General features: G+C 39.7%; 18 protein-coding genes and 1 CRISPR repeat array. Of the genes, 4 read left to right on the top strand and 14 right to left on the bottom strand.

All coding sequences use genetic code 11. The annotated features are described in order from the left end of the window. The first annotated feature begins 148 nt into the window (after positions 1–148). From RM049_RS03170 to RM049_RS03180, 3 genes are all read left to right on the top strand, one after another. Complete coding sequence (locus tag RM049_RS03170) at positions 149–1,129, top strand: 2-dehydropantoate 2-reductase (protein ID WP_322703130.1); 981 nt, start codon at positions 149–151, stop codon at positions 1,127–1,129. A 604-nt stretch (positions 1,130–1,733) separates the two neighbouring features. Then, complete coding sequence (locus RM049_RS03175; protein ID WP_322703131.1) at positions 1,734–3,224, top strand: ABC transporter permease subunit; 1,491 nt, start codon at positions 1,734–1,736, stop codon at positions 3,222–3,224. Continuing rightward, complete coding sequence (locus RM049_RS03180; protein ID WP_322674759.1) at positions 3,217–3,951, top strand: amino acid ABC transporter ATP-binding protein; 735 nt, start codon at positions 3,217–3,219, stop codon at positions 3,949–3,951. The genes RM049_RS03175 and RM049_RS03180 overlap by 8 nt, the downstream gene beginning before the upstream one ends. On the opposite strand, the gene RM049_RS03185 is transcribed toward RM049_RS03180, so the two are convergent. Genes RM049_RS03185 through RM049_RS03195 form a run of 3 tightly spaced genes read right to left on the bottom strand, consistent with a single transcriptional unit; the run spans position 3,948 to position 5,120 of the window. After that, positions 3,948–4,436: an NUDIX hydrolase gene (locus tag RM049_RS03185; RefSeq protein WP_322703132.1), complete on the bottom strand. Its 489-nt coding sequence runs from the start codon at positions 4,434–4,436 to the stop codon at positions 3,948–3,950. The two genes, RM049_RS03180 and RM049_RS03185, sit on opposite strands and share 4 nt — an antisense overlap. Positions 4,437–4,491: 55 nt before the next feature. Then, the gene (locus RM049_RS03190; RefSeq protein WP_322691610.1) at positions 4,492–4,881 is read right to left on the bottom strand and encodes a type II toxin-antitoxin system VapC family toxin; all 390 of its coding nucleotides are present in this window, start codon (positions 4,879–4,881) and stop codon (positions 4,492–4,494) included. Beyond that, positions 4,878–5,120, bottom strand: a complete 243-nt coding sequence (locus RM049_RS03195) for a hypothetical protein (RefSeq protein WP_322674758.1) — start codon at positions 5,118–5,120, stop codon at positions 4,878–4,880. Before RM049_RS03195 ends, RM049_RS03190 begins: the two co-directional genes overlap by 4 nt. A 161-nt stretch (positions 5,121–5,281) precedes the next feature. Between RM049_RS03195 and RM049_RS03200 the strand changes: the two genes are divergently transcribed. After that, positions 5,282–5,866, top strand: coding sequence for an NAD(P)H-dependent oxidoreductase (locus RM049_RS03200; protein WP_322691611.1), 585 nt, complete (start codon positions 5,282–5,284; stop codon positions 5,864–5,866). 290 nt (positions 5,867–6,156) lie between these two features. After that, a CRISPR array of direct repeats spans positions 6,157–7,061; the repeat unit is 37 nt; unit sequence GTTTCAATCCCTAATAGGGATTTTGATAAATTGCAAT. Positions 7,062–7,328: 267 nt separating this feature from the next. Here the strand turns inward: RM049_RS03200 and cas2 are convergent. The 11 genes from cas2 to RM049_RS03255 form a co-directional block, all read right to left on the bottom strand. Beyond that, a complete protein-coding gene (gene cas2 / locus RM049_RS03205; protein ID WP_322674756.1) occupies positions 7,329–7,616 on the bottom strand; it encodes a CRISPR-associated endonuclease Cas2 in 288 nt (95 codons plus the stop codon). Positions 7,617–7,629: 13 nt separating this feature from the next. Further along, positions 7,630–8,634: a type I-D CRISPR-associated endonuclease Cas1d gene (gene cas1d, locus RM049_RS03210; RefSeq protein WP_322691612.1), complete on the bottom strand. Its 1,005-nt coding sequence runs from the start codon at positions 8,632–8,634 to the stop codon at positions 7,630–7,632. A gap of 212 nt (positions 8,635–8,846) precedes the next feature. Further along, on the bottom strand, positions 8,847–9,440 hold the full coding sequence (gene cas4 / locus RM049_RS03215; RefSeq protein ID WP_322703133.1) for a CRISPR-associated protein Cas4: 594 nt from the start codon (positions 9,438–9,440) through the stop codon (positions 8,847–8,849). 31 nt (positions 9,441–9,471) lie between these two features. Continuing rightward, positions 9,472–10,308, bottom strand: a complete 837-nt coding sequence (gene cas6 / locus RM049_RS03220; RefSeq protein WP_322702264.1) for a CRISPR-associated endoribonuclease Cas6 — start codon at positions 10,306–10,308, stop codon at positions 9,472–9,474. Further along, complete coding sequence (locus RM049_RS03225; RefSeq protein WP_174712088.1) at positions 10,298–10,918, bottom strand: 2OG-Fe(II) oxygenase; 621 nt, start codon at positions 10,916–10,918, stop codon at positions 10,298–10,300. Before RM049_RS03225 ends, cas6 begins: the two co-directional genes overlap by 11 nt. A gap of 114 nt (positions 10,919–11,032) precedes the next feature. Continuing rightward, positions 11,033–11,740, bottom strand: coding sequence for a type I-D CRISPR-associated protein Cas5/Csc1 (gene cas5d / locus RM049_RS03230; RefSeq protein WP_322703134.1), 708 nt, complete (start codon positions 11,738–11,740; stop codon positions 11,033–11,035). 6 nt (positions 11,741–11,746) lie between these two features. Beyond that, a complete protein-coding gene (gene cas7d / locus RM049_RS03235) occupies positions 11,747–12,781 on the bottom strand; it encodes a type I-D CRISPR-associated protein Cas7/Csc2 (protein ID WP_322703135.1) in 1,035 nt (344 codons plus the stop codon). Between the two features lie 44 nt (positions 12,782–12,825). Further along, on the bottom strand, positions 12,826–16,125 hold the full coding sequence (cas10d, locus tag RM049_RS03240) for a type I-D CRISPR-associated protein Cas10d/Csc3 (RefSeq protein WP_322703136.1): 3,300 nt from the start codon (positions 16,123–16,125) through the stop codon (positions 12,826–12,828). After that, positions 16,122–16,508 (bottom strand): DUF5615 family PIN-like protein, encoded by a 387-nt coding sequence (locus RM049_RS03245; protein ID WP_322703137.1) that lies wholly within the window; start codon positions 16,506–16,508, stop codon positions 16,122–16,124. Before RM049_RS03245 ends, cas10d begins: the two co-directional genes overlap by 4 nt. After that, the gene (locus RM049_RS03250) at positions 16,505–16,765 is read right to left on the bottom strand and encodes a DUF433 domain-containing protein (protein WP_322703138.1); all 261 of its coding nucleotides are present in this window, start codon (positions 16,763–16,765) and stop codon (positions 16,505–16,507) included. Before RM049_RS03250 ends, RM049_RS03245 begins: the two co-directional genes overlap by 4 nt. Then, positions 16,728–17,192, bottom strand: coding sequence for a hypothetical protein (locus tag RM049_RS03255; protein WP_322703139.1), 465 nt, complete (start codon positions 17,190–17,192; stop codon positions 16,728–16,730). The genes RM049_RS03250 and RM049_RS03255 overlap by 38 nt, the downstream gene beginning before the upstream one ends. Positions 17,193–17,347: the final 155 nt, after the last annotated feature.

The raw sequence follows: 17,347 nt of genomic DNA on the forward strand, positions 1-17,347 counted from the left end.
ATGAGTTATGAGTTATGAGTTATGAGTTATGAGTTATGAGTTATGAGTTATGAGTAGTAGTTGTGAATCTTCCCACTCTCAGCTGGAGAATTCACTATTGGGAACTTAATTGGATACCGTCTTCTACGACTCATATTCTTTTGACAAAATGAAAATCTGTATTGTTGGCGCGGGTGCGATTGGTGGATATTTAGGCGCAAAACTGGCACTTGCAGGTGAAGAGGTGACATTAATTGCGCGTGGTTCTCATTTGGAGGCAATTCAAAAAAATGGGCTGAAGTTGTTTATGGCAGATGGTTCTAGCCAAATTGCTACTCCATTTCTGGCAACTAGCGATATTCAGTCAGCTGGGCCACAGGATGTCGTAATTTTAACTGTGAAGGCTCACAGTATTCCGGCGATCGCACCTTTTCTCCCTGCACTCTACGATGCTCACACGATGGTGGTGACAGCCCAAAATGGCGTTCCTTGGTGGTACTTTCGTCAGCATGGCGGTGAGTATGAAGGTACGCGGATTCAATCTGTCGATCCAGATGGGATTATTGAAACTAGTATTGGTGCTGAACGCGCTATCGGTTGTGTTGTTTACCCGGCTACTGAGATAATTGAACCAGGTGTAATTAAACATATTGAAGGCGATCGCTTTACTCTGGGTGAAATCGACGGCACTAAAACCGAACGCATCCAATTATTAGCACAAACTTTAAAACAGGCAGGATTCAAAGCACCAATCCGCAATCAAATTCGCACGGAAATTTGGATCAAGTTGTGGGGAAATGTGGCATTTAATCCGATCAGTGCCTTAACTGGCGCGACTTTAGAGGATATTTGCCGCTATCCTCTCACCCGCGAACTAGCGCGACAAATGATGAGTGAAACTCAAGCGATCGCCGAAAACTTAGGTATAAAATTTGGCATTACTTTAGAACAGCGAATTAATGGCGCAGAAAACGTTGGTGCCCATAAAACCTCAATGCTACAAGATATTGAAGCCGGACGCGCTACTGAAATAGACGCGATCGTTGGTGCGGTGGCAGAATTGGGAAAACTTACTCAAATTCCCACACCTCATATTGATGCTATTTATGCCAGCGTTAAGTTGCTGGAGGCGACTAAAGTCAGAATTTGACAGTCCCAAAGTTTTCATGGGATTAAGGGACTTCCAAGTAATAAAATATCACAATATTTCTTGTGGGATGGGCATCTTGCCCGTCCTGTGAATTGGGCGCTCATGTTGCCCACCCCACAAGATTGAATAATTTATTTATTAGAGTTCCCTAAGCAGAGACTTTACTATGCATTAATTAAGGCTTGCAAGTCGATGCAATGGCATAACAAGCCGATGCATTGGCATAACAAGTCGATGCAATGGCATAACAAGTCGATGTAATGGCATAACAAGCCGATGTAATGGCATAACAAGTCGATGTAATGGCATAACAAGTCGATGTAATGGCATAACAAGTCGATGCAATGGCATAACAAGTCGATGCAATGGCATAACAAGCCGATGTAATGGCATAACAAGCCAATGCATTGGCATAATATCATGTCCGCCAAATTACCCATAATAAAAGAACCCCACCCCCAACCCCTCCCCGCAGGCGGGGAGGGGAGACAAAGCACAGCTTTGGCGGGGTGGGGTTCTTCGGGTTTAATAAGCAATCAAGCGGACATGATATCACAGGTATTATTTGCTCGATTGATGTAGCAGTTTAAGTGCGGAATATTTTATGAAGAAAAAAAAAGGATGGCTATTGACGATACTGGTTGTAGCAGCAGTAGGAATCAGCATCATCACAGGACATATTAATTCTCTAAAAGCTGCTTCACCTTTAGGGAAAGACACGCTGACGATGATTACTTCCCCAGATTATCCTCCTTATGAGTTTTATGATACGAAAGGAGGCGATCGCCAAATCGTTGGCTTTGATATAGATATTGCCAAAACCCTTGCTGAAAAACTAGGGTTTAAACTTAAAATAATGGAATCTGATTTTAATGGATTAATCCCTGCAATCCAAGCAAATCGCGCTGATTTTGTTATGGCTGGGATGACTCCGACTCCAGAACGTCAAAAAAACATTGATTTTTCAATTATTTATTACGAAGCCAAAGATACAATTGTCGCTCCTAAAAGTAGCAATCTCAAGCAACCCCAAGACTTATCACAGAAAAAAGTTGGGGTGCAACTAGGAACGATACAAGAACAAAATGCCCAAAAAATTGCTAAAAAAGTTGCAGGTATTCAACTAAAGCAACTCAATAAAGTGCCGGAAGTAGTTCAGGAAATCAAATCTGGGCGAATTGATGCCGCAATTGTTGAGGATACCGTCGCTAAAGGATTTGCCCAAGCTAACCCAGATTTAGAATTTAATACTATTCCCTCAGAAGAGGCAAGTGGATCGGCGATCGCTTTTCCCAAAGGTTCTTCTTTTGTAGAACCGTTTAACAAAGTCCTTCAACAAATGAAGGATGATGGCACATTGGCTAAACTAGTCACCAAATGGTTTTCACAGAATACCGCCGCCAATTCTGCATCTTCAACTCCTACCAAAGGCGGATTGAATCTCGACTTCACCAGAATTCTTCCTGACATTCCCTTTATTCTGCGGGGAATCCCGTTAACTTTGTTGTTTACCCTATTATCTGTAACCTTGGGGTTAATCTGGGGAACAATCTTGTCTCTGTTAAAAATTCTCGGCATCAAGCCGCTTACCTGGGTTGCTAACGCCTACACCTCTGTTTTTCGAGGTACACCTTTGCTATTACAGTTAGCATTGGTTTACTATGCAACACCTCAGCTTACAGGTTATGACATTTCCGCATTAGAGGCTGGGGTGCTAACTTTTACTTTGAATTCTGGCGCTTATATGTCGGAAACCATCAGAGGTGGGATTCAAGCAGTGGATAAAGGACAAAGTGAAGCGGCGATGTCTATGGGTGTTCCCTATTGGTTGATGATGTGGGATGTGATTTTGCCCCAAGCCTTGAAGAACATTCTTCCCGCATTGGTAAATGAAACTATCGGATTGCTCAAAGATTCCGCGCTGGTGTCAACCATTGGGGTAGTGGAAATATTACGCAGCGCTCAAATCGTTGGTGCAAACAAATATATTTATTTTGAACCACTACTATTTGCAGGGTTAATCTACTATGTTTTGGTAATGGGTATGACCTTGGGTGCATCCGCTTTAGAAAGGAGGTTACGAGAAAGTGAGTAATGTAATCATTCGCACAGAATTTTTATCTAAATCCTTTGGCAAACTCGACGTACTCAAAGATATTTCCACTGAGTTTTACCAAGGGGAAGTGGTTGCCATATTAGGCCCTTCTGGTTCGGGTAAGTCTACCTTTCTGCGATGCATAAACTTGTTAGAACAACCCACCAGAGGGAGAATCTACTTTCACGACCAAGAAATTACCAAGCCTAAAGCAAACATTGCGAAAGTACGCCAGCATTTGGTAATGGTATTTCAACATTTTAATTTGTTTCCACACATGAATGTGCTGGAAAATGTCACCTACGCCCCGATAAAGGTGAAAGGAGTAAACAAGCAAAAAGCAGCAGAACATGGCTTAGAATTGCTGAAGAAGGTAGGTTTAGAATCAAAAGTGTCTGTGTATCCATCCAAACTATCTGGGGGACAGAAACAGCGAGTAGCGATCGCCCGTGCATTAGCAATGGAACCAGAGATGATTTTATTTGATGAACCCACCTCTGCTTTAGATCCCGAAATGGTCAAAGATGTGCTGGAAGTGATGAAAGGTTTAGCACTATCTGGAATGACAATGGCGATCGTTACTCATGAAATGGGCTTTGCCAAAGAAGTTGCCAATCGGATTATGTTCCTCGATCGGGGAAGTTTAGCAGAAGATACTACTCCTAGCGAGTTTTTTCAAAATCCTCAGTGCGATCGCGCCAAGCAGTTTTTGGAAAAAATGCTTTAGAACATCAGGAATTTGCCGCTTTTTTTGTATTCTTGAAACTTTTCTAAAACAGGGCGATCGTTTGGCATTAACGTAGGTAAGTCAGCTAAATCAAAAAATTCCAGCGCCAGCGATTCTCCATCTAAGCAAGCGAGACTGCCTGACCATTCAACGGCTCGCAAAATTAAAATGAAATTTTGGACGCGATCGCCATTGGGATAAGTTACAGTTTCAAAGGCTGGATTGGAAGAAAACCCCACAGCTTCAAAACGCTTAACTGTTAAACCAGTTTCTTCAAAAACTTCTCGTGCTGAACATTCTTCGGCAGAGTCACCTACTTCTGGACAGCCACCAGGTAGCCCCCAAAGTTTGAAATCACTCCGCTTTTGCAACAAAACGCGCCCCAAATTATCCTCGATAATCACACGTGCGCCAAATAATAGAAGTAAGCGATCGCCTACAATTTGTCGTAACTTGCCGAGATAAGAATCTGACCAATTCGCCATAATCTGAGAGAAAGTTTGTAAAGAAACTCTAAAAGTAGCAAACAGCGATCTAAATCTACTTCAGTGTTTTCACGCCAGGGTAGTTAAGAATTTTGGCATCTGAAGTTAACAAAGGACAATCATAAAATCTGGCTGTAGCCACAATAAGTTGGTCAAATGGGTCGTTATGGAAGCCGCTTAATTGAGTTGAATCAATGATTATCAGCACAGATAAATCTAATAGTTGTACTCCTGGATAACTTAAAGCAGCTTCTAGCCATTTATCAATAGCTAAAGGTAAAATTAGTCTCTTTTTCTCTAGCAATTTAGCTACTTTCCAACAAGAAAGAATGCTGATTCCTAAACCGCCAGACTCGTAATGTTGTAACCATTGTCGCTGTTGTTTAGTCAGTCGTGAATCGTTCTGAACCCACCAAACCCAAATATGAGTATCAAGTACAATCATTGCAAAACTTCCCAGTCCTCTAGGGCTACGGGTTCTGTGGGGTCGTCATAACGGTATGGCTGTGTGTTGTGTAATAGATTTGGATTTGTCTCAAATTTGGGTTTTGGCGCTGCTTGGTGGTGTGAAGTTTTCGTTTCCAGAATAATCACTTCCACAGCATCTCCGGCATGAAAGGGTAAACCGCGTAGTGTCAAAGTTCCATCTTCAGTTAAAACGACTTCTATCTTGTGAGCATTCATATTTCGACTCCAAAGGCAAATTTTCAGTCTTCACTAGAATTAGTGTAATTTTGTAACTTAGAGATAGTTTGTAAAGAAACTCTAAAAGTAGCAAACAGCGATCGCCTGAAAACAGGATAATGCAGTTGAACAGGTTAATCCTTCCCATTCAACCTAGAATTATGGCATCTACACCGAAAATCCTCGCCTTTGCAGGCAGCACCCGGATAGATTCTTACAACAAAAAACTGGTAAAAATCGCCGCAGCTGGCGCTAAGGCAGCAGGCGCAGAAGTGACTTATATAGACCTCCGCGATTTGCCCTTACCTTTGTATGATGAAGACTTGGAAGCTCAAGAAGGACTACCAGCCAATGCCCGCACGTTTAAGGACTTGATGATTTCTCATCAAGGATTACTGATTGCTTCGCCAGAATATAACAGTTCACTCACAGCAGTTTTGAAGAACGCCATTGACTGGGCATCCCGTCCATATCAAAATGAAGCACCTTTGGCTTTGACTGCTTTTGCAGGGAAGGTTGCTAGTATTATGAGCGCTTCCCCAGGCGCTCTTGGTGGTTTGCGGGGGTTGGTTCACCTGCGCTCTATTTTGGGAAACATCAAAGTTTTGGTACTTCCCGATCAAATAGCAGTACCCAAAGCTTATGAAGCCTTTGATGCTGATGGCACGTTAAAAGATCCGAAACAGCAACAATCTATTGAGCAGTTAGGCGATGGCTTAACAAAGATATTGCTGAAGCTTAACTAAATTCTTCAGGTGTTCAGTAAATAACGAACACCTATAGCAATCCGATTTGATTTCTGAATTAATCGTAGGGACTGGGGACTGGGAAGAAGGAATAAAGGTGTACTGAGTTTTTTTCACGCAATCAAATATGAGTCCTATATACAGTAGAATTCAGGATTCAGGAGTCAGAATTTAGAAGTAAAACAGGCTTTATACCTGGTTTTGATACTTAGTTTGTGTAGGTCACTAACTTGAAATTCGCTGTAAGTAAACAAATATGCCATACAGCTTGTTCATAAACGACTCGCACTGTTTCAATCCCTAATAGGGATTTTGATAAATTGCAATTCGATGATTTAGATAAAAGCTTTTCTTTGGTTTCTGTTTCAATCCCTAATAGGGATTTTGATAAATTGCAATAGCTTCTAAGTTAAAATCACAAGCTTTTAAAAGAGCGTTTCAATCCCTAATAGGGATTTTGATAAATTGCAATTAATCCCAGAAATATCGCCGGCTACTTAATACAGTTTCAATCCCTAATAGGGATTTTGATAAATTGCAATGCTACAAGTGCGGTTACTCAGCAGATATTCCCCTAACTGTTTCAATCCCTAATAGGGATTTTGATAAATTGCAATGAACATGAGAGCCAACACCAACTGCCGCTTTACCGTTTCAATCCCTAATAGGGATTTTGATAAATTGCAATCTTTTTCCACCCTAACGGTTTAAGTAACTGCGACTCGTTTCAATCCCTAATAGGGATTTTGATAAATTGCAATGGAGCATCCCAAGCCCTTTGATAAATATTCTGATTGTTTCAATCCCTAATAGGGATTTTGATAAATTGCAATAACAGCAAAGTATTTAGTGGAATAATCGGACTGCATAGTTTCAATCCCTAATAGGGATTTTGATAAATTGCAATCTAGCTGGCTAGCACGGCTCAACGGGAATTCTAAGTTTCAATCCCTAATAGGGATTTTGATAAATTGCAATCACAGTTCCAGCCGATGTACAAACTGCAATCGACAAGTTTCAATCCCTAATAGGGATTTTGATAAATTGCAATAATAATATCAAACACAGAGGAAGGGGCGAAGCTATGTTTCAATCCCTAATAGGGATTTTGATAAATTGCAATTATCCAGGAATGGACTTTTGGCTCGAAAGCGATTTGTTTCAATCCCTAATAGGGATTTTGATAAATTGCAATAGCGGGAGCCTGAAAGCCAAGCTGTATTTAGTTTTCAAGGTGCGGTTGCGCGATTATCGAGCAATCATAGCATTAGAGAATTCGTTTGGAAAGAGCGCCAGGAAAATTTAAAGGCTGAAATCGTATTTTGATAAGCATTTCAGGGATTGCGCGGATGAAGATTAGGCGACTAATGGCTTCAAAGCCTTGCTGGAGTTGGGATAGAAGCATTTTTTTTGGCTGTGAAATTTTTACACCTACCCTTCCGCGCATTTGAGATGCAGAAACCTAGCTAGAAGGAGACTCAGCAAAGAAAATTGTTTCGTCTCGTGGCTGTTCTCCGCCAATGCGTTCGACTTTTCGCTGACAACAGCCACAGAGAAAATAAAAACGAACGCTGTCAGTGTCGGGTTTAATCAATTTGGCTAAACGCGATCGCAGTTTAGCATACTGAGTCAGAGTGATATCGCACTCAAACACACTCAGTTGCATCCATTGTCCATAGGATTTGAGAATCGAATGGATTTTAGTCCGACGTTTATCTTCTGGAATGTCGTAGCTGACAACAATATACATAGAAGTGGAGGAGTTATTTGAGAATTAAAGGGGGATATTTATCGATTTCGTTCATGAGGTACTTACTTAATAACCTCGCTTGAATTTCAAAGGATTCTTGGTAGGTGCATTTGTTTCCCAAAACTGGATGTTTAAAACTCGATAGTTTCTTTTGTTGATAAGCGCGAAGAAATGTATGCAGTCCTTCTTTGGTTAAAGACACAGCACCACTGAGCGGTTCGGTGGTAAAGTCAGTTAGGGTTAGCGATCGCTTGTTAATCAGGGACAACACTACAGCATCCACTATTAAAGGACGAAATTCTTCCATTAAATCCAAGGCTAGGGAAGGTCTACCATAACGCTCGACGTGTAAGTATCCTAGATAGGGATCGAAACCAACAATATTTAAAGCACTTTGCACGTCATGACGTAGCAATGAATACCCAAAACTCAATAACGCATTAACTGGATCGGTTGGTGGGCGGCGGCGTCTGGCTTCAAATATAAATTCTGAGGTTTTGATTAGCTGTTGAAAACAACCGAAATAAGCTGCACTACCAGCACCTTCTAAGCCTCTGAGGGAATCAATACTGTTAGTTTTTTCGATTGGTGCGATCGCGTTTTCCAATCGAGTGATGTTATTATTCAAATCAACATCGGGATGTTCTCGCTGAGTGCGAAGTAAAGTGTGGCGGTAATTTTTTAATTTACCCCGGACAAATCCTCTGACTAAATGTATTGCTGGTTCTGATTCTCCCACAGCTTGCCATTGGGCTTTACGAACAAAGATATTTTTAGTAGCTTCTGGTTCTAAACGCCCTAAATATCGTCCGTTTTGTGTGAGAAATGTTAAACAAATGTGACGTTCTAAAAGTTCACTAACGACGGCGGGAGAAATAGTAGCCCGCCCTAATACTACAATTCCCTCTAGTTTAATTAAAGGAATATCCATGATAGTTTTTTGTTCAGCTTTGACGGTGAGACGTTCGTCAACTTTACCGATAAAAGCATCAGCTTGTGTTACGTAAAGTGTTCCCATGATTTAATCCTTAATTAATTGAAAGTTATCAAACTCAATACAATTTTGTTAGCTTATTTACTACACGAAGATCCCCCCAACCCCCCTTAAAAAGGGGGGCTTATCTTCCTCCTTTACCCCCTTTTTAAGGGGGTCGCCACAGGCGGGGGGATCTTATTTGAACAGTCTTGAAAGTTAATATGTCCTCAAGCAAGAATTTACCAGAGTATGATTTAATTGACTTCCTGATAACTTTTGACCTTATCGGTTGCTTTGGGTAAACATTGCGAATAAAGACTGCATCCTTGGCAACGTTTGCTGTAAACTGGTTTTGGCATTGCTCCTGTTTCTAGGAGATTTGTGACAGATTCAATAGTAGCGATCGCACTTTGCCGTAACTCTGCATTAATCTCTACTAATTGCCGTTGATGGGAGTGGGCATAATAGATATATCCAGTAGTTACAGGTTCTCCTGTCATCTCTTCTAAACATAAGGCTTGGGCACAAACTTGCAACTCATCGTTATCCCATTCGCCTTTGCGTCCTCGTTTGTATTCCACTGGATAAACTTGACCTGATTCGGATTCAATTAAATCAGATTTCCCGATGAGTTTGTATTGCTCAGACTTTAGCCAAATTGCTCTAATTTGCCAAGTTTCTCCTCGCTGTATATCGCTTGTAGTGTGGACGCGATCGTGTAAAGTTGTGCCTTCAATTGTGTATTGATTATCAGTAAATTCCCCTGCACAAAACATCCGCCAACAGCGATGCGGACAATAGGCATATTGATTCAATACCGCAATAGAAATATATTCAGTTTGGTTCATAACTTAGGTGGTTTTTAAATGATTATTAGAATTATGGAGAATACAGCCGCCGTGTCATCCCCATACCCATTGTTGTTTTGCGACCAATTCCTGCATACAAAGCAAAATCAGCTAAAGCGTTAATTTGCTTAATTTGTATGGGTTCAACTGCTCCCAAAATCTTGTAGTTAACTTCGCCAATAATGCCAATAAATTTGCTGCGAGAATCAGCTAATATTTCTGTGTGAATGTTGACAAATGAGGGAAATATTGACTCGATCGCAATCTGAGTCAATTCTATGCCACTGTATTTATTCCACCGTGAAAGTAGGGAATTAAATACAGATTCTCTAGTAGGAAGGGTAGTATCATACTGTCCTTGACGGAAGGCGGTAGGCGTGGAGAAGGTAAGGTTAATGGAAGAATTGCGATCGCTAGCTTCTTCGTATAATTGAGCATAAGTATTGGCATTCGCCCAAGGTTGAATAGATTGGGGTGTGCCTTGAATACTAGTAATATACAAGTCAGCCGGGCCAAGATGCCAAGGGCGATTGGGATTAAGATTTAGCCAAAGTTGGGTAAGTTTACCAAATAGAGTGTCATCTAATAAGGAGATGCGCCACCAACAAGGTGTTCCGGCGGGAATGGGTTGTTGATGTGAATATTGCAATTTAGATCCCCCCTTACCCCCCTTCAAAAGGGGGGAATTAATTTGTAAGGGAGAGAGGGTGAAAGCTTTATCTGCGGTGGAATCGTGCAAGCGATCGCCTAATGTGCTATCTACAGAACTAACAAGAGTTAAAAATAGGGCGTGGAGATGTCTACCTGTAAGATACTGTGGTGGAATAGGCGATTGAGGTAGCAAATTCAACACTAAACTATGAGGCATACTTTCTCTTTTTGGTTGTAGACTGAGTGATTCTTGACTCTACAGTAAACTCAGGGATTTCCTGGAGTTCAGCATCACTCAAACTATACTGTTCGCAAACGAGACTTAAGCGATTTCCTGGGGTTTTGACAGCGTTAACCGAATGAGTTAAATCACCTTGAAAATAAACCAAAGTATTGAATTGGGGCTTAATTTGCCCAAGTTGGCGTTTGTGCGATCGCAATACCAGTTCTCCCCCTTCCATATCTGCTGGTACGCGCACATAGAGAACACTGACAACCGCAGGCGGTTCAATGGTTTTGGAGTAGGAACGCAGGGAGCGATCGATATGCGGATCGACACGGGAGCCTTCCTTTAGCTGTAAAGGATTAAGATAAAAAGCATTACAACTCGGCTGGAGAGCCAAATCTAGGTAAGGCTTGAAGTAGGGAAACTGCTGTTCTACTTTTGCTAATCCAGAACGCTGGAACACTACAGAAAATCCTTTAGTGGCGACAAAATCGCGGTTGAGGTTGTTGATAGCAAAGTAAGGACAAGCTTGGATTTCTCCCCACAAGTTGTTTAGGTAATCGCTGGGGAAGGCGTTGGTTTGTTGTTGATAGTGTTTCACGATGAGTGTGGGGAGCGTACAGAACTAACAGGGGTTAAATATTGTAACGCAATTTGTGACTGGACGCTAGAACCTGCGAAAAAGAGAAAACGTGGTAAAGGTTTTAGGAAATGATTAATTACGAAAACGATATTCTATCCGAACTGGAATTTTTAAGTTTTGAATGCCGTCAAATTGATAATATTGACCTCGCATTTGCACATTTTGAATTAAACTAACTGGAGGCATATTTACCACGTCATAGCTCATCACTTGATTAGTGAACATCACATCTAAAGGATTTAATGGATGTGTACAAGTGAATATACCTTCAGAAATTTTATGTTTCGGTAATTTTTCAACCGTTACTTCAGCCTTGCTCATCCATTTACCCAAGCGAATCCACCTTGGTAGTTTAAGTTCTTTTTGGGAGATGACAAAAAAGTCAAATAGACTTTCAGGTGCTATTTCCTTTGCTCTGCCAAAACTAGGGATATTTTTCTGTGTTTTCTCCATTTCAACGTGGTAGTTGTTGTTAGCATACTTCCAGGTGTTGAGGATAGAAGAATGATTGAGCGATCGCGCCGGAGTTACATAAATTTGCTGTTGATTGAGTGGCGTTAAATGCTCCTCATATTTTGGCACTTGTTCGGGGCAAAAATATCGATAAGAATGCTCTTCAGCAACGGTAGTAGAGTAGATTTGGCTATCAACTAAACCCAGTGCATAACAGAGAGCGTAATTATGAATTATTGGCTCTGTTTCATACAATCGCCCGATTTCACGAGTTGCGTAATAGAGGCTTTCATGAAGTTCTATTTGACAACGGTAGATTGACACCATCTTAAATTACTCCGTTGCAGCAACAGCTTTCTTATTATTTTTAGTATCCTTCTTAGGGTCTTTCTTACCTGATTTAAGAACCCATGTTTGAGCATAAACAGATGATTCAGAATTTACTTGACTCAACATTTCTTGCAATCGAGTTTCATCACTGGTGATAGACTTCACTTCACTCAAAAGTTGTGTGAAGGATGCACCAACAAAATCAGTATGAAAAATACACTCTTGAGACATCAGAGCAGTAATTGCTTGTGTCGCCGCTTCTAAAACCTCGTCTTCATTGAGCGGATCGGGAGGATTAATTTGCTTTGGAGTTGCATTGCTCATTACGTCATATATCTTTTGAGTCCAGAGAAGATTACTAACAATCTCACCATCAGCAAAAATGACTCCAACTAACTCATTACGCACTCTACCAGTGCGGGTAGTCTGCGCTCCGTAATGGCGTGTCCTAAGAATATTATTGAATACGTAGATAAATCCAGCTTCAGTGGGATCTTTCAGCGTGACAATACTGGGGAAAAAGACTTGAGGTAAAATATGGTCTTGACTATTAATACGGCTGGTTACTTCCCCTTGACGGCTCATCGTCCCATTTTCAAAAGGTGCATTGAGGGTAAAGTTAAGGTGAGAATCATCAAATGGTGTAATAGAGTACGCTGTGTCTACAACTACTTTTGACTTTTCAGAACCAGAATCACCAATAGCAAAACCGTAGAGAATACAATCAGGAGTAGTTTTGCTGAAATCTACGTTGTAGTCACATTTTTCTGAGTCACCAATTTTGTAGTTGCGTAGTAATTCTCTACCTGTTAAACGTTCTGGTGTAGACTGCTTGCGCTTAAACATTGCCAAGCGACTAATAGGTTCTTTATTTTCAATTCCAGCACGTACTCTGGCTTTATTAAGTTCGCCATCCGTCTGGAATAAAGGGTAAGATTCTGTAACACGAATAGTAATGAAATGAACATATTTTCCCATTGGTTTAGCAGGGATTACATCGTGGAAAAATTTAGAATCGAGTGTTTTCAAGAATTTCATGATTTGATTGCTCCGATTTAGTTAGCTGGAAAATAAAGAATAAATTAGACTGATGCTTCAAGTTCTAATTCAGGAATATCATCAGGTTCATCTTGTGGACGTGCTTTACGTTCTTCATCATCTGCTAGGCGATAAAGGTATTCACAAGTATCTCTAATTAAATTGAGTTGAGTACCTGCTAAACGTGCGCGATCGCTTTTAAAGCTTCCCTCAAATATTTCTTTTACAAAATACTTAGAAAACTCATAAACTGCTTGACGTTCTTCTTCAGAAGTTAAGGCAGGTTTCCACTTACCATCAATTAAAGTTAATGTTGGTTTTCCTTCAGCCGCTCTCCGTCGCACATTATTCATCAACTTGGCTAAACGAGCCGCTACCACATCTATTAATGATTCAGTATTACTAGCCATAGATTTATCAATTTTCAAAATTACATCAGCAGCCTCATCAATTGGTTTGAGAATTGCATTAGCTTTGGCATATTGACTTTTAGAACGATAAAAACGACGGTAGAGTTCTGTTAACTTACGCAGTTGATTCACAGCTTTTCCTTTTGGTTCAAAATAGTGATAAAAATCCAAGTATAGGCGAACTTTCGCCATAGATACAGAATCAATTTTGTCTTGCTTACGCAACCATTTATTAAGGTAATGAAAAACGTAAAGAGGACTAGTTTCTAAATCCCGTGCTAAATCTGCTAATTTTCCCCAATCTGGAGCGCCATCCTTTTTACGGTTAACTTCCAAGTGAATAGAATAAGCAGCAGTGAGAGTATTGAGGGGAGAAAATTCACGTTTTTCTGAACTACGAGGTAGAATGCTATCTAAACGATAGTTATCTTTTTGAATCAAAGAACGAATTGCTTGATGTTCTCCATCAATTAAAACTGTTTCTTCAAAATCAGCACCACTAATGAAAGGTGGCACAGGTGATTCTGATGCTACGACTTTCACATCTAGAAAAAGTGGTAAAGCAAATGCTAACCAAGTTGGCATTATCCACGATTCTGTATCTGTTGGTTCTCTTCCTGGTGGTAAACCAATAAAGAAGAAAGTTAATGTTTCATCATCGGGATAGCTAATTTTAAATGTCTTATCATCTTCTGGTGAAATATCCTGCTTAATCAACAAATCATCGACTTTTTGATAGTTGTCAGGTGTAAAAATTGCAACTTGTTCTTTGGAAATAAAATGTTTGCGAAGTTCAGCATCAAATCGAGTTTGAGATATAGCGTTATAAGCTTTTTGCAAAAACTTATTTGTTTCTGGAGTAAAGAAATAAGCAGGATAGAGATAGAGATAGCGATATTTACGACCTTCAAAGTCTGCACCAGTAGCGTTAGTCTTACTCATCAAAATTTGCCTCAGCATGATTTCAATTGACCAAACTGAGCAAATTTGTCGCTTTGCAGCTTGAGCATTAAATAAAATTTGGCGATTGCTATAAACTTGTGGTGCAAATAACGTTGCTGACTCCATTTGTTCCGTTACAGTGTAGGGAGAACTAGATATAGCACAAACATTTTCTCTACCTCTTCCTGTAACTTTTGCAGCGTTATACCTGCTTATTTCTATTAAAAATTGGTCTGGCTTAGGTTCAATAACTGCACCTGTTGGTAAAGAAATAACTCGACTTACATAAGTGCGTAAATCACTCCAACCGTCAGGAATTGCAAAATCTTCTAAAATAGGCTCAATAAGGTTGGAAGTATAGTTAACCATACCTTCCATCAATTCAATATTTTGCGCTAAATTTTTACCTAGATTTTTCTGGTAATATTTAGCCGATAAATAATACCAATCTAAAGGAACACCTCCTGTTTTTTTGAGAGATTGAATTTGTCTTAAAGCTAGTATTTCCTCTGACAAACCTAAGTATTCAGCTAGTTTTTCAGTCAGATTTAAATCAGGAATATTTTTACGTTCAGCTTTAGAAAATTGTTTTTGGTATTCATTGGCGCGTTCTTGCCATTTACCCCAAATACCTCGACATATAATATCTCCAAATTCAGCTAATCTATCAATTTGAATTTCATTACCAAATACAACATCTATATTTTGTGGTAATTCTCCTTGTGTTTGAAAAGATTGTAAACTTTCACTTCGCTTCCCAGATGAGGCTAATTTAGTATCAGGCAGTATACTGATAGCTGCATTAATGCTGACTTCCATTAACTCATTAGCGCGGAAAAATAACCAGTAGTAATCAGCGAACTTGAAACCTTTACCATCTCGACTAAAACCTGTTTGTCGTTTTGTTAACTGCTTACTACATAATGTTTTAATTTTATCTACAACCTGATTGGGAATATCAGCAGTATGAATTGCAGGTGCATCTTTACTGGCAAGGTATACTAAACCATCTGGCAAATACAATAACTGTGTGTAGTATTGCTTAGGATGTACATCCATCAAAGCATTATTAATAATATTCGTCAGCACACCACGATTGTCTGATAATGCATGATAGCTAAATGTTAACTGACCATTACTTAAGTCGTTTAATAACTCAGGTATTTTTTCATTTCTGCCATCACTTTCTACATCGCGAGGATGCTTTAATAATGAAGCAAATAAATCCGACATTTTTAACAATCTGTGCAGAATATTCCGCGTTCGACCATTTAAATTAGGACGCAAACCACGAATTTCTAAACCTCGATCAGCATCACTTCCATCACCAGCATTACTACTCAGCCACACAATATCATCGATAGAATTTTCCCAATCTTCACCCAAAAAACTATCTAAACTAAAATCCTGAATTTTTTGTTTTACATACCCGCGTCTTAAATTTGGTGCATCTGATTTTTTTGCAGGGTCTTTACGCCAATCACGATTTTTAAATACATCATCTGTATTATTTTCTTTCAACCAAATTGGATAGTCGGGGAATTTTTCAAAGTCATGTAGAATATACGCAGCTACAAATATACGAGTTTCCTTTTCTTCACATTGACGCTTAACAGGATTAGTTTCCAGTTCTGATGACTTTAATTTCTGAATAATCCGGTAGGTCGGGAACAGACCATTAAGCAGATGAGATAATAAAGATTGGTCATGTTTACTACGTTCAACATTTTTACCTTCGGATCTACGGTCTTCTGTGAATTGACCTCCCTTAGCTGTTGCTCCCACTAATTGATGAATGAGTTTAGGTAACACATTCTCAGAAAAACTAATAATTATGGAATCTCCCTTATTCTCTGGTACTTCTTTAATCGCTTTTTTAAAGAGGCTAATAGTTAAAAGTTCGCGCTTAATAGGAGTATCTTTTTCGTCTTCCTCATAGTTATCTAGGTCTGGAATTTCAGGATATTCATCAAACTTATTTTCATCAGTCATTTGTCTTCCTCTTTTACTTCAATATCTTGAAATTCCTGAATATTACCCTGGCGAATAATCCATAATTTTCCAGTTACATCGGCTGCTTCCAGTCCAGCAATTAGAGTTTCTGCAACTGCACGGTAATCTGCAAAAATAGGACGAGGTGGCAACCTAATCACTACAATTCCTGTATAGCTAGAAGGTTTGTATTTGAGACGATTTCCAAATCCTCTATCTGTAGTTACTAAACATCTACTTTCACGCCGACAGACATCAATTAATTCTTCATCAGGACTGGAAATTAAACCTTGTTCTTTTACTGTTGCAACATCATGTCCCGCAAGCCGTAATAAGGTAGCTACTCGCAAACTACCCATATTCTCATCAAGTTTAATATTCACTTTTTTGTTTCCTTTTGCACTCCAATAGGAATTTCTACATAGTTATCTCTTGTCATTTCTGCACCATAAGCAATACAGGCGAGAATATCTTCTCGTTCCAAGCCTGGATATTCTTCCAAGATTGTCTCAATTGTTTCTCCACCTGCAAGAAGGTCAAGAATTAAAGCAACCCATATACGATGACCTTTGATACAAGGTTTACCGAAACAAATATTTGGGTCAATGGAAATTCGGGAAAGTAAATCGTTCTTGGTCATTGGTGCTTCTCCAAATTTGTCGTAATTCTTCTAAACGAATCCATTGATTGTTTTTCTTTACTTCAATGTACTCCCACCCATTAGCTGCACCACCATTAAACTTTGCTGCTAAAGGACTTGGTTTATCAAAATCTTCGCCGTTATAGACAATAATTCCTGTGGGTGAAATTTCTAAACCATCAATATAGTCACGATGTAACTTTTTTGCCACTCCTCGCTTTAGCTTGACTCGTACAGACATTCCTTTCCTCGTGATACCTGCATCGAATAGTTGACTCAGCTTTACATGGGAGTTTTCTGAGTTCTCCTCTGGAGTTAGATTGTCAAAAATATGTAACTGCTTAGAAGCAACTTCACTTGGAGACGGTTTCTGAGCTAATCCTTGGCTAAGGCTAGAATTTTTGGTTTTCAGATTTCTGGCAACCACTCTAGAAACAAGTGGCGCAAGCGTTCTGGCATTTGTGAAATATCACTGTCGTTCAGGTGAATGTACATAGGAAGCCTCCATGAGGTGTTTGTTATGACCATTGTGCCACTCACCTCACCAAATATCAATAGTCTATATTGCCTTATGATTAATCT

The sequence above is a fragment of the Nostoc sp. DedQUE04 genome (genome assembly GCF_034530995.1).
Classification (GTDB): domain Bacteria; phylum Cyanobacteriota; class Cyanobacteriia; order Cyanobacteriales; family Nostocaceae; genus Nostoc.

Bases quoted from the DNA above. Each gene is read 5' to 3' on its own strand.
- cas2 (WP_322674756.1), bottom strand. From the start codon at position 7,616: ATGTATATTGTTGTCAGCTACGACATTCCAGAAGATAAACGTCGGACT.
- RM049_RS03170 (WP_322703130.1), top strand. From the start codon at position 149: ATGAAAATCTGTATTGTTGGCGCGGGTGCGATTGGTGGATATTTAGGC.
- cas7d (WP_322703135.1), bottom strand. From the start codon at position 12,781: ATGAAATTCTTGAAAACACTCGATTCTAAATTTTTCCACGATGTAATC.
- cas6 (WP_322702264.1), bottom strand. From the start codon at position 10,308: ATGCCTCATAGTTTAGTGTTGAATTTGCTACCTCAATCGCCTATTCCA.
- RM049_RS03190 (WP_322691610.1), bottom strand. From the start codon at position 4,881: ATGATTGTACTTGATACTCATATTTGGGTTTGGTGGGTTCAGAACGAT.
- RM049_RS03185 (WP_322703132.1), bottom strand. From the start codon at position 4,436: ATGGCGAATTGGTCAGATTCTTATCTCGGCAAGTTACGACAAATTGTA.
- cas10d (WP_322703136.1), bottom strand. From the start codon at position 16,125: ATGACTGATGAAAATAAGTTTGATGAATATCCTGAAATTCCAGACCTA.
- RM049_RS03175 (WP_322703131.1), top strand. From the start codon at position 1,734: ATGAAGAAAAAAAAAGGATGGCTATTGACGATACTGGTTGTAGCAGCA.
- RM049_RS03200 (WP_322691611.1), top strand. From the start codon at position 5,282: ATGGCATCTACACCGAAAATCCTCGCCTTTGCAGGCAGCACCCGGATA.
- RM049_RS03250 (WP_322703138.1), bottom strand. From the start codon at position 16,765: ATGACCAAGAACGATTTACTTTCCCGAATTTCCATTGACCCAAATATT.
- cas5d (WP_322703134.1), bottom strand. From the start codon at position 11,740: ATGGTGTCAATCTACCGTTGTCAAATAGAACTTCATGAAAGCCTCTAT.
- cas4 (WP_322703133.1), bottom strand. From the start codon at position 9,440: ATGAACCAAACTGAATATATTTCTATTGCGGTATTGAATCAATATGCC.
- RM049_RS03195 (WP_322674758.1), bottom strand. From the start codon at position 5,120: ATGAATGCTCACAAGATAGAAGTCGTTTTAACTGAAGATGGAACTTTG.
- cas1d (WP_322691612.1), bottom strand. From the start codon at position 8,634: ATGGGAACACTTTACGTAACACAAGCTGATGCTTTTATCGGTAAAGTT.